The sequence below is a fragment of the Pseudomonas sp. E141 genome, assembly GCF_052659885.1.
On the sequence record NZ_CP084024.1, the window covers coordinates 3,887,192 to 3,900,544 of the forward strand.

Here is a 13,353-nt window from a genome sequence, read left to right on the forward strand (position 1 = left end):
ATTTTGGGTGGTCGCAACATGTGCGGTCGCCACAAAACCAATGTGGGAGCGAGCCTGCTCGCGATGGGGGGGGTCGGCGCCTGATCCAGGCCATAAAAAAACGCCGTTCATGGGTAATACCATGAACGGCGTTCTGTTGTGCCGCGATGTGTCGTCAGGCCCACTCCAGCTCTGGCAAACCGCACAGGCCTGGCTGGAAGATCTTCAGGGAACGAATGATCGCGTCGGCATGGGCGTATTTTTCGTCGGCCATGGCCGAATCCGGAATGGCAATGGCAGTCATTCCCGCCGCTTTCGCCGCGGTCACCCCGAACGGTGAATCTTCGAATACCAGGCAATCGCGGGGTGCAACGCCCAGGCGTCGGGCGGCAGTGAGGAAGATATCCGGTGCCGGCTTCGCCGCGCCGACCTCCGGGTCATCCGCTGTGACGATGAAATCGAACAACGCGAACCAGTCCCGGTGCAGCGTGGTTTTCAGTGCAAACGACTGGCTCGACGAACTGGTGCCCACCGCAATCGGAACGTCATGGGCCTTCAAATGCCGCACCAGTTCTTCAGCACCGGGCATCGCCAGGGCGTGCGGAAAGCGTTCGCGCATCAAGGGCTCGCGGATCACCAGGAACTCTTCCGGGGTGATCGGCAACTCCAGCGCCTGAACGACATAGCGGGCCAGATCCCCGGCCCCACGTCCGATGATGTTCTGCTTGACGCTCCAATCAAACGTGCGCCCGTAACGCTCGGCGATGATGGAGGTCACCTCGGTGTAAATGCCCTCGGTGTCCAGCAACAGCCCATCCATGTCGAATATCACAGCTTTGATCGGGCCAAGCTCTTGCAGCGGTGCTTTCATCGCATCTGATCCGTTATCACAAGGTTCCAGAGATGGCTCAGGTTTGGCCAGAGCAACGTGTTCACCTTAAAGGATTCAGCAGGATAACGAGAGTGGCTTGGCACAGGCAACGGGAAATCTGTGTGGGCGACTGTTGCAGCGAGGGCACTTGCCCCCTCGCCGCAACAAGGATCAGGTTCAGATGATGAGCAATGCGTTATTGGCTGGAACCACTCGAACCGCCGTCATCGGAGCTACCACCGCTGTCGCTGGTTCCGGCCCCGGTTCCACTGCTGGAGGCATCGCCCCCCATGGAACTGCCGCCGCTCATTGAGCCGCTGCCCGTACCGGGACTGGTGCTGCTGCCACTGGCGTCGCTGCCATTACCGCCCTCCACGGAACCCGGCGGCAAAGCGCCTCCCGTGCCCGATGGCGTGCCGGCTTCCATCTCGGTGGAAGGTGGCATCCCGCCCTTATCTACGGGGGGATTGCCGCCCGAAGACTGGGCGAAAACCGCCATGGAGCTGACCGACAGAATCCCGGCCAGGGTCAGCGCGGTCACATTTGATTTCATCATGGTGAGTCTCCCTTTTTAAGGTTACCTACCTGATGTGTGGCAATCGTGAATGGCCGATGGTGCCGATAAATCGACGGGCGGAACCGGCAATCAGCTCGGTTCGCCGGAGGCGTCGTTACCGGCAATGTCCGGATCGTCCGGGCTCGCCTCGATATCCTCATCCTCACTCGGCACCTGCTCTACCCCGGCGTCGTCGTCAGGCGGGCGCTGGTCCCGGCTCAGCGAGTCGGTTGGCGAGGGCAGCGGGTATTCCGGGGTTTCATCGTCGTCAGGGACAGGCGAATCGGCAGTCATGGCAACCTCCTGATGACGGGACAACACGTCATGCAGTTTTGAGAACACGGGCGGTCAGCTTGAGCGACTTCAATCGTAGGACTCGTCCTCGATCTCAGCGTCTTCCACCTCTTCACCCTCGATCAAGGGCACCTGGGCATCGTCCATCAGCGAGCCGGGGTCTTCATTGCCCGGATCATTGACGAAAGGAACGCCCGACGGGCCTTTTTCTTCCGTACCTTCGGTTTCCGGCGTCATGACGCACCTCGCAATTGCTGATGGATGTATGAGTTCGAGGTGCGCAGAGGGGAAACGTTCCGGGTAAATAACCCGGTAAAGAAAACGCCGGACAGCCCTGTGGCCAGACAACCCTGTGAGCAGATAAACCGCAAACCCATGGCGAACAAAAAACCCGGCTCACAGGCCGGGTCTTTCTCATCCAAACATGCGCTTAGCGATGTTTGTTCTTATGTTTGTGCTTGTGCTTCTTACCACCCGAATGACCATCGTTGTCATTGGACAGGTTGCTACCCAATGCACCACCCGCCGCGCCACCAATACCTGCGCCGATGGTGGAGCCCGTCGAGCCGCCCAGGCTGTTACCGACAATCGAACCGCCGGCCGACCCCAAACCACCGCCAATGGCCGCTTCCGTACGGCTGCCCTTACGCGCCCCCACCGCACTGCCGGCTGCACCACCGACACCGGCGCCAATGGCCGCGCCTGTGCTGCCGCCCATCTGTTGGCCGACTACGTTACCCAACGCACCGCCCAGACCACCGCCAACCGCAGCAGTACCGTCACCGGCAGCCATCGCGCCTTGAGCAACCACAAGCCCAAGCACCAAGGTGGATAAAGTCAAACGCATGATAGAAACCTCAAGAATGCCGCATCGGGGAAAGATGGCCGGTACGCGCGGGCGTCAGTCTACGCCAGATAGCGTCGGGCCATGTCACTTGGACAACAAACGGAGGGGTAGTTTTATGACAGGCAAAAAAAAGCCCGCTGGGGAAACGGGCAGGTACTGCGGTTACTGCTTTCTAACGGATGAGCCAAGATTACGCGTCCGCTTGTGAAAGAAACGTGAAAGAAACCGTCGTGAGAAAAAAGATGAAAAATATTTATGCCAGAGGCTGGAATGGTGTCGTGGCGGGGAGCTTGCTCCCTCGCCACGATGACAGGGCTGAATTGTAGAGTTGCAACGTTACTTCCTGACCGGGACCCTGGGCAGGAACTTGGCCTTTTCCCCTCGCGGCACTTTGGACACCTTGGTCCTGATGGATTTGATCGGTTCGTCGCCAAAGTCCGCCCTATAGGCCGATTGCCCACACTGCAAACCTTCATTGATCGGATATGCGGCTCCGTTATCCTCGCTGTACGGTGCTCCCATCGCCTTTCCCCTTTTCGTAGAGGCCCACACCGGCAACAACCCGTTGCCTGAAAAATATAGGCCTTCACGACTTTCAGACTAGTCGGTCATCAAAGGACTGATTATTCAGGCAAGCGTCTGGCCGACGAATGGAGCTGCGTGACTTGCCCACGGACCGCTTTATTCAATCCGCCCCGCCATCGCGCGGCTCAAGATCCGGGAAACCTGATCGGCCGAATAGGGCTTGGATAGAAACTCGAAATCTTCATGGCCACGGTGGGCCAGCTCCTCGCTATAACCCGACGTCAGGACCACCGGCAGATCCGGGCGGCGCCGGCGCAGTGCCTTGGCCAGGGCAATGCCGCTGATGCCGGGCATGACGACGTCGGAAAATACCGCGTCGAACGCCATCGCATCCGGGCCAACCATGTCCAGAGCCTCCTCGGCGTTGGTCGCCCAGGCCGTTTCGTAGCCCAGATCCTGCAGGATCTGATTGGCAAAACGCCCGACCTCCAGGTTGTCCTCCACGATCAACACCCGACGCTTGCCCTTTTCCAGCAGCAGGGGCGTTGTTTCCTCCCGGTTGGGCTCATCAATCTCTTCGGGCTCGACTTCCGGCAGGTACAAGGTAAACACCGTCCCCTCCCCGACCACGGTCGAAACATCCACGTTGCCGCCAGACTGTTTGGCAAAGCCGAACACCTGGGACAACCCCAGCCCGGTGCCCTTGCCCACTTCCTTGGTGGTAAAGAACGGCTCGAAAATATGCTCCAGGACTTCTGCCGCAATACCGGTGCCGGTGTCCGCCAGGGCAATGGCGGCAAAAGACTGCCCGGCTCCCGCGTGACCTCGGATCGGCGGCATGCCAGCACAGCCAATGAGCCGCAGCGACAACGTGCCTTGCCCATCCATGGCATCCCTGGCATTGAGGGCCATGTTGATCAGCGCCGTTTCAAACTGGCTCAAGTCAGCGCGGATGTAACAAGGCCGGTCGCTCAGCTCGACTTTGACCTGAATCCGCGCACCCGTGACGGTCTGCAGCATGTCGCCGAGGCTTTGCACCTGCTTGCCCACATCGATGACTTGCGGTTTCAACGGCTGACGCCGGGCGAAGGCGAGCAACTGGCTGGTCAGCTTGGCGGCACGCTCCACCGTCTCGGAAACCGCCGTCATGTAGCGGTTGCGACGCTCATCGGACAGATTGGGCATGCGCAGAAAGTCGACGGAGGAACGAATGATCGTCAGCAGGTTGTTGAAGTCGTGGGCTACCCCGCCGGTGAGCTGGCCGATGGCTTCAAGTTTCTGCGACTGGCGCAGGGCCGCTTCGGTCTGTTTCAGGCGCGTGGTGCGTTCCTCGACCCGCTCCTCCAGCGTCGCGTTCAGTTCCGCCAGGGCCGCGAGCCCCTCGCGCACGGCGGCGTCCGCACGGGTCCGCTCGATGTGAGCCCAGGATCGTTCGGTCACTTCCATCAGCAGCGCCAGATCGTTGCTGGACCAGACCCGCGGCGTTTTGTCGTGGATGGCCATCAATGCGGTCAAACGTCCGTTCTTGATCAGCGGCACGCAAATGGTCGCGGCGATACCGATCGCCTGGAACGTCGCCGCTTCCTCGGGCGCCAGCTCCTTGAGGTTATCGTTGACCACCAGTGGTTTGCCGGCGCGCAGGTTGGCAACCGCCAGCCGACCAAAATCCGCCAGCCGGTAATGCCCGACAATACTGGGTGACCCCGCCCGAGCCCAATCACCGCGAATGGTGAAGCCATCCTCGTCCTCATCCATATCCGCATAGGCGCAATTGGACAGGTTCAGGTGCGCCGCCAGAATCCGCGTGGTGGTGGCCATGATGGCCTGTGGGTCGGTGGCATTCGCCACGGCATTGCCAATGGCATCCAGCACCGCCAGGCGCTGGGTCATGAACACCGTGGAAGTGGTCTCGGTGACGGTGTCCAGCATGCCCACGACCTTGCCGAACTGATCACGGATGGGGCTGTAGCAGAACGTGAAATACGCCTGTTCCAGGCCGCCGCCACGCTCGATGATCAGGGGGAAATTCTCGATATAAGTCGCCTGCCCCTCGAAGGCCGCCCGCACAATCGGGCCGATGTCGCTCCAGACTTCCTTCCACACCTCATCGAACCGCCGACCCAGCGCTTGGGGTTTATTGCCGAGGATGGGCACGAAGGCATCGTTGTACAACGTGATCAGGTCCGGCCCCCACACGATGGCCTGAGGGAAATGCGAGGCGAGGCTCAACGCTACGGTGGTCTTCAGCACATCGGGCCACTGCTTCGGCGGCCCGAGCGGGCTGGCGTCCCAATCGTGGGCGCGTACCCGTTCAGCCATCTCTCCATAGCTTTGCAGCCAGTCTGTCATTGCGATCGATCCTTCTCAGCCGCCAATACAATCAGGGGGAAGCGGTTGTGACCCCAAGCCGGGCCGTATTATCCCGCGCCGGAGGGGAATGCGCGATTGGATTGTGGGACGTGTAGGGCTGTAAATGGGGGTGGAATGGCGGAATTGGCTGATTGAGCTACGGAAATATCCCACATGTGATTGGGAAACCTCTCGCCAAGGCGCTCGCACGAATTGTGCCGGTGTCTTTCCACATGAATTCCGAGCGGTTGTGAGTGAGACGGGGCCCGGCGGATCCTCGGCAACATTAATGCTATCGACATGGCGGATTCGGTTTGATATTGGCTTGGCGGCCGGTGAAGACAGAAAAACCACTCCATGCTATGGTTTGGCTGTAAGTAGAGGACTTTCCGATGATCCAAACAACTGCTGACAGCGTCGCAAATCAGGTCCGTAGGCTTGCTAAAGCCCATAAGGTCACGACTGAAATTGATGGCATCAGTCGTATGGCCGTGACTATCACCCGCTTGGCTGGGGATGGCGTCACGCTCGACGCAATTGAACAGTTGCTCGTCAATCTAAAGAGAAAGGGTATTCTGAGCAAATCTGAGATATTGACGCTCCAAGGACGCTATCTTCAAGAGAAGAGGCGTTCCAAGAAACTGAGCGCATGAGTTTTGATCCGTTTGGCGACTTCGAAACGGCTGGATATCTGCGAAACTCGCTACAGCTCAAGGATCCCCTTGAAGTAAAAGAATCCGAACATCTTTCGTTTGAGTCGAGTATCGAAGACGCCCTTGCCTATTTGGCGAAGAAAAGGCCCATCGACTACAAGTCAGTACTCAACGTTCACAAGATCCTCTTCTCGGGCTTTTACCCGTGGGCAGGGCAAGATAGGTACGAGCTTGTACCTCACCTTGCAGTCTTCAAGGGGTCACACCACGATCCCCGCAGCACCGCCTTCGAGCGCCCGGACCTCATCAAAATGTCCGTTGACTATGCGCTGAAGCTGGCAGCCGATACAAAGCGCTTTAGAGATCGCCCTGGCGAGGTGATGGGCCAGCTGGCTTTCGCACACCCCTTCCTGGACGGCAACGGCCGCACGATTCTATTGGTCTTTATGGAACTCTCCTATCGAGCCAAATTTGCCATCGACTGGTCAAATACAAGCAAGGATGACTACCTGCGGGCACTCAGCGACGAAATTCGAGAGCCTTTCAAGGGGCATCTCGATCACTATCTGAAGCCGTTCATAATGGAAATATCCAGTCGTGATGAGTGGCCAGAAACGATCAACGGCATCAGAGGCTTGGATGGCCTGGATAAGGAAGACATCACTTACGCAAGCCTCGACAACCCGCAAGTCCAGCAGATCTACAAGACGTACCGGGCACAGCCAATCAATTCTCAGGCCTCTCCTGACTCGGATGACTGAAAAAACCGCAAACCGACTCGGGCATAGTTGCTTTCACAGATCCAGGCAGCCGGAGCGATTGCTTCGATTAGGGGCTGAGTTGTAAGACGTGTAGCCCAGACACATACAACCAAGGCACCGTCCTACAAATGATTGGGAATCCCCTTCCCTATCAATCCCTTGCGTAGTTTTTGCGGTGGCACCTATAGTCTGGGCGTCGCCCAAATGGCGACCGGGTTTGGCGACTCGATTGACACAATTCCTTCACCAACACAGGGAATTGATATGAACCAATACATGAGCCTTACCAGCAACGCCGACGACCAACCCCTCTACGTCGATACTTGCGCCCCGCTACACATCCTGCTCGATGCAGCCGCCTACCGAATCCGTGCCGCTACTCAGTTCCTTGAGAACTTTGCGATGCGCGATGAGCAGAGCGTCGACCCTGCGACTCTTCAGGATTTGACACAGCTTTGCTGCATTCCGCTGCGTGACGGTTGCGACGTGATGGATGTGATTGCCAGGCGACTGGATGCGGCGCCAGCGGGTACCCTTCTATAAAACGCCAGACACTACAAAGCCCCTGATTCATCACGAATCAGGGGCTTTCATTTACAACCTGTCAACAGATGCGCTGGTTTAGCTCCGGTGGGCTCGCCTGACCGAAGCTGCCCGCCCCATCGGCGGGCAGCCTGCAGGTTTCAGGACTTCGTCAGCGGATCGCTGATACCCAGCAGATAGAAGCCGATCATGCCGATGATACCGGCCAGGACGATGTAGTACAGCGTCGGCAGCATGGTTTTGCGCAGGGTGATGCCTTCGCGGCCCAGCAGGCCGACTGTCGCCGACGCCGCCACCACGTTGTGGATGGCGATCATGTTACCGGCCGCCGCGCCTACCGATTGCAACGCCACCATCAGCGCGCCAGAGATGCCCAACAGTTGCGCGGTGTTGAACTGGAACTGCGCCAGCATCAGGTTGGACACGGTGTTGGAGCCGGCGATGAATGCGCCCAGTGCGCCCACCGCCGGGGCGAAGAACGGGTACACGCTGCCGACACTGTCTGCGACCAGACGCGCCATTGCCACCGGCATCGACACCAGGTCCGATCCATTCACCCCTGAGTTGATCAGGATACGCACCATCGGGATGGTGAAGATCAACACGAAACCGGCGCCCAGCAAGGTTTTGCTCGATTCGCTCACGGCCGCTACCAATTCGCTGGCGCGCATGCGGTGCAAGAAGAATGTCATCAGCGCCACCACGCAGAGCAAACCACCTGGCAGGTAGAGCAATTCCAGGCTGGCGGACACGCCCGTCTCCCCCAGAATGTCTTTGGCCCCGAAGCTCAGGGACAGCAGCCAGGCCTTGAGCGGTGGAATGTTGCGCGACAGCACCAACAACACGGCCAGCAGCACATAGGGTGCCCACGCCATGGGGACGGAAATCGCTTTTTTGCCGGCCATGTCGTCGAGCTTCATCTCGATCTTGCCCATCCACTCCGCTGGCCACTCGCTGGCCGGGGCAAAATCCCAGGTGGTCTTGGGCAACAGGAAGCGCGCTTTGGCAGCCGGGATCACAATGCTCAGGCCCACCAGGGCACCAATCATCGAGGGGAATTCCGGACCGAGAAACACCCCAGCGGCGGCGTAAGGGATGACGAAGGCGAGGCCGGTGAAGACCGCGAACGGCGCCATGACCAGGCCTTCGCGCCAGGATTGGTTCTTGCCGAAGAAGCGGGTCATGATGCTGATCATGATCAGCGGCATGAGAATCCCGCAAAGGGCATGGATGATCGCCACCCGCGAGACGATCAAATGGAAGAACACGTCCCAGTTGCTGCCCACAGCAGCCAGTTGCGCGCCAAGACCGGTCTGGTCAAGGCCGCCTGTGACCCCGACCACCATGGGTGTACCGACGGCACCAAAAGACACCGGCGTGGACTGTACCAGCATGCCAAGTACCACCGCGGCCATGGCCGGGAAGCCCAACGCGACCATCAACGGCGCGACTACCGCCGCAGGTGTGCCAAAGCCCGAAGCGCCCTCGATGAAGCAGCCGAACAGCCAGGCCACGATCAGCGCCTGGACCCGACGGTCCGGGCTGATATTGGCAAAGCCACGGCGAATGGAGCTGATGCCGCCGGAATGCTTGAGGGTGTTGAGCAACAGAATGGCACCGAAAACAATCCACAGAATCGCCGCCGTCAGGACGAGGCCCTGCAGCGAGGACGCCAGGACCCGATTCAACGTCATGTCCCAGGCCCCGAGGCCGATCAACGCCGTCAGTACGAAGACCACGGGCATGGCGTATTTGGCTGGCCAGCGAAAGCCGATCAGTAACACGCCCGCCAGTACCAGCGGCACGAAGGCCAGGATGGACAGCAGTGTTTGACTCATGGTTTTGGTTCCTTTTTATTGTTGTGAACCACAGTTTGCCGGGGGTATCCGGCGCCACGCATCCAGAGCACAGGTGCTCCGCGAACCGCGTCGACAGGGGATCACCCGTCGCCGCGCTCATGCTCAAGGGCCCCGGCAGCCATGGGCTGTCGGGGCCTGTTGTATTGCGCCCCCGCTAAAGCAGGGGCTTTCGGGGTTGCGATCACGATGCACACCGCAGCCCCTCGACGATTGCAGAGCGTGTCTCCCTCAGGCCTGTTGCTTGAACCGCAGACGCCAGGCGTGCAGCAGCGGTTCGGTGTAGCCGCTGGGTTGCTCGCGGCCCTTGAACACCAGGTCGCAGGCGGCCTGGAACGCCATCGAGGCGGCATAGTCATCGGCCATGGGGCGATACAGCGGATCGCCAGCGTTCTGCTGATCGACCACCTTGGCCATGCGCTCAAGGCTTGCGCGCACCTGAGTCTGACTAACGACGTTGTGGTGCAGCCAGTTAGCAATGTGTTGGCTGGAAATACGCAGGGTGGCGCGGTCTTCCATCAGGCCGACGTTGTGGATATCTGGCACTTTGGAGCAACCCACGCCCTGCTCGACCCAGCGCACCACATAACCGAGGATGCCCTGGCAGTTGTTGTCCAGCTCTTGCTGGATCTGGATGGCGTTCCAGTCAGGCTCGGCCACCACCGGCACGCTGAGCAGGCCATTGAGCAGGTCGTCGCGCTGACTGTTGAGGTCGATGGCTTCCAGCTCGCGCTGCACCGCCTGCACATCCACTTGGTGGTAGTGCAAGGCATGCAAGGTGGCGGCGGTCGGCGACGGGACCCAGGCCGTGTTGGCGCCGGCCTGGGGATGGGCGATCTTCTGCTCGAGCATGGCGGCCATCAGGTCCGGCATGGCCCACATCCCCTTGCCAATCTGCGCCCGACCACGCAGACCGCAGCTCAAGCCAACCAGCACGTTATTGCGCTCGTAGGCCTGGATCCAGGCGCTGCTCTTCATGTCGCCCTTGCGCAGCATCGCGCCGGCCTCCATGGCGGTGTGCATCTCATCACCGGTGCGGTCGAGGAAGCCGGTGTTGATGAAGGCCACCCGCGCCGCCGCGCTGGCGATACACGCCTTGAGGTTGATACTGGTGCGGCGCTCTTCGTCCATGATCCCCATCTTCAGGGTGTGCCGGGGCAAGTGCAGCAGGTCTTCGATGCGCGTGAACAACTGATCGGCAAAGGCCACTTCAGCCGGGCCGTGCATCTTCGGCTTGACGATATAGATACTGCCGGTACGCGAGTTACCGTGGCGCTGGAGGTCATGCAGGGCGATCAAGCTGGTCATCACCCCGTCGAGGATGCCTTCGGGGATCTCGTGGCCTTCGCCGTCGAGGATCGCCGGGTTGCTCATCAGGTGCCCGACGTTGCGCACAAACAGCAACGAACGGCCGTGCAGCTTCAACGCACCGCCAGCGGCAGCGGTGTACTCGCGGTCCGGGTTGAGACGGCGCACGATAGACTTGCCGCCCTTTTCCAGCGCTTCGCTGAGGTCGCCTTTCATCAGGCCGAGCCAGTTGCGGTAGATCAGCACTTTATCGGCCGCATCGACCGCCGCGACGGAGTCTTCGCAGTCGAGAATGGTCGACAGCGCGGACTCCACCAGCAGATCCTTGACCCCTGCGCCATCGCTGGCGCCGATCGGGCTGCCGGCATCGATCTGGATTTCCACGTGCAGGCCGTTGTTTTTCAGCAGCACCGCTGTCGGCGCGCTGGCCTGGCCCTGATAACCGACGAACTTGTCGGCCTGGGCCAAACCGGTCTGGGTGCCGTCAGCCAGGGTCACCTGCAGTTGCCCCTCACTGACCCGGTAATTGACCGAGTCGGCATGCGAGCCCATGCGTAAAGGCGCGGCCTGATCGAGAAACGCACGGGCGAAGGCGATGACTTTGTCACCACGCACCTGGTTGTAACCCGGGCCCTTTTGAGCACCACCGTCTTCAGCGATGGCATCGGTGCCGTACAACGCATCGTACAAAGAGCCCCAGCGCGCATTGGCGGCGTTCAACGCGTAGCGGGCATTCATCATCGGCACCACCAGCTGTGGACCGGCCTGGTGGGTGATCTCGCTGTCAACGTTGGCGGTGCTGACCCGCACCGTGTCTGGCTGCGGCAACAGGTAGCCGATGGACTCGAGAAAATCGCAATAGGCCGGCATGTCGCTGATCGGGCCTGGGTGCGCGCGGTGCCAGCTGTCCAGCTTCGCCTGCAGCGCATCGCGCTCGGCCAGCAGCGCACGATTGTGCGGCGCCAGGTCATGCACCAGGGCGTCGAAGCCGGCCCAGAACGCCTCGCGTTCAATCCCGGTGCCGGGCAGCACTTGCTCGTCGACGAAACGTTGCAGGTTGACGGCCACTTGCAGGCGCTGGCAGTTCACGCGATCAGTCATTTTCACTCTCCAAAAAACAGTAGATGGCCGGCGTCAGATGTCAGCGCGGCTCACTGAGCAAGCGCCTAGCCCTTGTAATCAGCCCAGTGCGGCGATACCGGCTTTGGCCACTTGGGCGTCCTGATCGGCCTTGACCCCGGAAACGCCCACCGCGCCAATCACCTGGCCGTCGACAATCACCGGCACACCACCTTCCAGCGAAGTCAGCAGCGGCGCGGACAGGAACGCGCTACGCCCGCCATTGACCATGTCTTCATAACCTTTGGTTTCACGACGCCCGATGGCGGCGCTGCGGGCCTTCTCGGCGGCGATGTAGGCGGCGATCGGTGAGCAGCCATCCAGGCGCTCCAGGGCCAGCGGGTGACCGCCGTCGTCGACCACGCTGATGCTCACGGCCCAGTGGTTTTTCTCCGCTTCACTGCGGGCAGCGGCGAGGATTTTGCTGACTTCGGTCTGGCTTAATACGGCTTTGCTAAGCATGCTGTTCTCCGGTTAATTCAGGGCTTCTTCGACCAGTTCGATCCAGTGCCGCACAGGGGTGCGACCGGCGCCGTCGAGGTGGGTCTGGCAGCCGATGTTGGCGGTGACAATCGCCTGCGGCTTACCGCTTTCCAGGGCATTGAGTTTGTTGTCGCGCAACTGCCTGGACAGCTGCGGCTGGGTTAACGAATAGGTCCCGGCGGAGCCGCAACACAGGTGACTGTCGGGCACAGCCGTCAAACCGAAACCGAGGCGAGCGAGCACGCTTTCCACGGCGCCCCCCAGCTTCTGCGCATGCTGCAGAGTGCAGGGGCAATGGAAAGCCACGCGCTTGTCGGCATGCACACCCAGTTGCTCCAGAGGTTCGACGCTGAGCACTTCAACCAGGTCTTTGGCCAGCGTACTGACGCGCCTGGCTTTCTCGGCGTAGGCCGGGTCCTGCGCCAACAGATGGCCATAATCCTTGACGAAGGCGCCGCAGCCGCTGGCGGTCTGCACAATGGCCTCGGCGCCCTGCTCGATGGCGGGCCACCAGGCATCGATGTTGCGCCGCGCACGCTGCAAGCCTTGCTCTTGGGCGTGGAGGTGGTAGTCCACTGCGCCGCAGCAACCGGCTTCATTGATCGGCGTGACGCTGATGCCGAGGCGATCAAGCACCCGCGCCGTGGCGGCATTGGTGTTAGGTGCCAGGCCAGGCTGCACACAGCCCTCAAGCATCAGCACACGGCGTGCATGGCGTGGCTCGGGGCGGGGTTTGGCGGCACTGGCGGTGCGCGGCAATTTGGCCTTGAGGCTGGCCGGCAACAGCGGACGGAAAACCTGGCCAACCTCAATCAGCCCTTTGAACAGCCGCGCATGAGGCACCACGGCACGCAGGCTTTGACGCAATACGCGCTGAGCCAGCGGGCGCGGCACGGCGGCATCGACTACCGCGCGGCCGATATCCAGCAGATTGTGGTACTGCACCCCCGACGGGCAGGTGGTCTCACAGTTGCGACAGCTCAGACAGCGATCCAGGTGCAGTTGGGTCTTGGCCGTGACTTCGTTGCCTTCCAGCACTTGCTTGATCAGGTAAATGCGCCCGCGCGGGCCGTCCAGCTCATCACCGATAAGCTGGTAGGTCGGGCAGGTGGCGTTGCAAAAGCCGCAATGCACACAGCTGCGCAGGACGCGTTCGGCTTCCTCGGCGCGCGGCAGGTGCTTGGACTGTTCACTCAGATGGGTCTGCAC

At 60.6% G+C, this 13,353-nt stretch carries 13 protein-coding genes; 3 read left to right on the forward strand and 10 right to left on the reverse strand.

The features are described 5' to 3' along the window. Positions 1-154: 154 nt before the first annotated feature. The 6 genes from GKKCFE_RS17240 to GKKCFE_RS17265 all read right to left on the reverse strand — a co-directional run bounded on the left by GKKCFE_RS17240 (position 155) and on the right by GKKCFE_RS17265 (position 5,421). A complete protein-coding gene (locus GKKCFE_RS17240) occupies positions 155-850 on the reverse strand; it encodes an HAD-IA family hydrolase (protein ID WP_047228267.1) in 696 nt (231 codons plus the stop codon). Positions 851-1,046: 196 nt separating this feature from the next. Further along, positions 1,047-1,406 carry a hypothetical protein gene (locus GKKCFE_RS17245; protein WP_139049495.1) on the reverse strand — a complete coding sequence of 120 codons (360 nt, stop codon included), beginning with the start codon at positions 1,404-1,406 and terminating at the stop codon, positions 1,047-1,049. Positions 1,407-1,496: 90 nt separating this feature from the next. Beyond that, a complete protein-coding gene (locus GKKCFE_RS17250; protein ID WP_076383858.1) occupies positions 1,497-1,700 on the reverse strand; it encodes a hypothetical protein in 204 nt (67 codons plus the stop codon). Positions 1,701-1,769: 69 nt separating this feature from the next. Continuing rightward, positions 1,770-1,937 (reverse strand): hypothetical protein, encoded by a 168-nt coding sequence (locus GKKCFE_RS17255; protein ID WP_171061338.1) that lies wholly within the window; start codon positions 1,935-1,937, stop codon positions 1,770-1,772. A gap of 193 nt (positions 1,938-2,130) precedes the next feature. After that, the gene (locus GKKCFE_RS17260) at positions 2,131-2,547 is read right to left on the reverse strand and encodes a glycine zipper domain-containing protein (protein WP_047228264.1); all 417 of its coding nucleotides are present in this window, start codon (positions 2,545-2,547) and stop codon (positions 2,131-2,133) included. A gap of 681 nt (positions 2,548-3,228) precedes the next feature. Continuing rightward, the gene (locus tag GKKCFE_RS17265) at positions 3,229-5,421 is read right to left on the reverse strand and encodes a response regulator (RefSeq protein WP_445576887.1); all 2,193 of its coding nucleotides are present in this window, start codon (positions 5,419-5,421) and stop codon (positions 3,229-3,231) included. Positions 5,422-5,813: 392 nt separating this feature from the next. Here GKKCFE_RS17265 and GKKCFE_RS17270 point away from each other — a divergent pair, with 392 nt between their 5' ends. From GKKCFE_RS17270 to GKKCFE_RS17280, 3 genes are all read left to right on the forward strand, one after another. After that, positions 5,814-6,074, forward strand: a complete 261-nt coding sequence (locus tag GKKCFE_RS17270) for a hypothetical protein (RefSeq protein ID WP_139049492.1) — start codon at positions 5,814-5,816, stop codon at positions 6,072-6,074. Beyond that, on the forward strand, positions 6,071-6,835 hold the full coding sequence (locus tag GKKCFE_RS17275) for a Fic/DOC family protein (RefSeq protein ID WP_188252068.1): 765 nt from the start codon (positions 6,071-6,073) through the stop codon (positions 6,833-6,835). Before GKKCFE_RS17270 ends, GKKCFE_RS17275 begins: the two co-directional genes overlap by 4 nt. A gap of 264 nt (positions 6,836-7,099) precedes the next feature. Beyond that, positions 7,100-7,378 carry a short-chain dehydrogenase gene (locus tag GKKCFE_RS17280; RefSeq protein ID WP_445576888.1) on the forward strand — a complete coding sequence of 93 codons (279 nt, stop codon included), beginning with the start codon at positions 7,100-7,102 and terminating at the stop codon, positions 7,376-7,378. Positions 7,379-7,518: 140 nt separating this feature from the next. Here the strand turns inward: GKKCFE_RS17280 and GKKCFE_RS17285 are convergent, their stop codons facing one another. The 4 genes from GKKCFE_RS17285 to glcF all read right to left on the reverse strand — a co-directional run bounded on the left by GKKCFE_RS17285 (position 7,519) and on the right by glcF (position 13,353). Continuing rightward, positions 7,519-9,216: an L-lactate permease gene (locus tag GKKCFE_RS17285; RefSeq protein ID WP_188252067.1), complete on the reverse strand. Its 1,698-nt coding sequence runs from the start codon at positions 9,214-9,216 to the stop codon at positions 7,519-7,521. Between the two features lie 249 nt (positions 9,217-9,465). Next, a complete protein-coding gene (locus GKKCFE_RS17290) occupies positions 9,466-11,643 on the reverse strand; it encodes a malate synthase G (RefSeq protein ID WP_445576889.1) in 2,178 nt (725 codons plus the stop codon). Between the two features lie 78 nt (positions 11,644-11,721). Then, positions 11,722-12,123 (reverse strand): heme-binding protein, encoded by a 402-nt coding sequence (locus GKKCFE_RS17295; RefSeq protein ID WP_047228253.1) that lies wholly within the window; start codon positions 12,121-12,123, stop codon positions 11,722-11,724. A gap of 12 nt (positions 12,124-12,135) precedes the next feature. Continuing rightward, on the reverse strand, positions 12,136-13,353 hold the full coding sequence (gene glcF, locus GKKCFE_RS17300) for a glycolate oxidase subunit GlcF (RefSeq protein ID WP_445576890.1): 1,218 nt from the start codon (positions 13,351-13,353) through the stop codon (positions 12,136-12,138).

Bases quoted from the DNA above. Each gene is read 5' to 3' on its own strand.
- GKKCFE_RS17275 (WP_188252068.1), top strand. From the start codon at position 6,071: ATGAGTTTTGATCCGTTTGGCGACTTCGAAACGGCTGGATATCTGCGA.
- GKKCFE_RS17245 (WP_139049495.1), bottom strand. From the start codon at position 1,406: ATGATGAAATCAAATGTGACCGCGCTGACCCTGGCCGGGATTCTGTCG.
- GKKCFE_RS17255 (WP_171061338.1), bottom strand. From the start codon at position 1,937: ATGACGCCGGAAACCGAAGGTACGGAAGAAAAAGGCCCGTCGGGCGTT.
- GKKCFE_RS17260 (WP_047228264.1), bottom strand. From the start codon at position 2,547: ATGCGTTTGACTTTATCCACCTTGGTGCTTGGGCTTGTGGTTGCTCAA.
- GKKCFE_RS17290 (WP_445576889.1), bottom strand. From the start codon at position 11,643: ATGACTGATCGCGTGAACTGCCAGCGCCTGCAAGTGGCCGTCAACCTG.
- GKKCFE_RS17280 (WP_445576888.1), top strand. From the start codon at position 7,100: ATGAACCAATACATGAGCCTTACCAGCAACGCCGACGACCAACCCCTC.
- GKKCFE_RS17295 (WP_047228253.1), bottom strand. From the start codon at position 12,123: ATGCTTAGCAAAGCCGTATTAAGCCAGACCGAAGTCAGCAAAATCCTC.
- GKKCFE_RS17270 (WP_139049492.1), top strand. From the start codon at position 5,814: ATGATCCAAACAACTGCTGACAGCGTCGCAAATCAGGTCCGTAGGCTT.
- GKKCFE_RS17285 (WP_188252067.1), bottom strand. From the start codon at position 9,216: ATGAGTCAAACACTGCTGTCCATCCTGGCCTTCGTGCCGCTGGTACTG.
- GKKCFE_RS17250 (WP_076383858.1), bottom strand. From the start codon at position 1,700: ATGACTGCCGATTCGCCTGTCCCTGACGACGATGAAACCCCGGAATAC.
- GKKCFE_RS17265 (WP_445576887.1), bottom strand. From the start codon at position 5,421: ATGACAGACTGGCTGCAAAGCTATGGAGAGATGGCTGAACGGGTACGC.
- GKKCFE_RS17240 (WP_047228267.1), bottom strand. From the start codon at position 850: ATGAAAGCACCGCTGCAAGAGCTTGGCCCGATCAAAGCTGTGATATTC.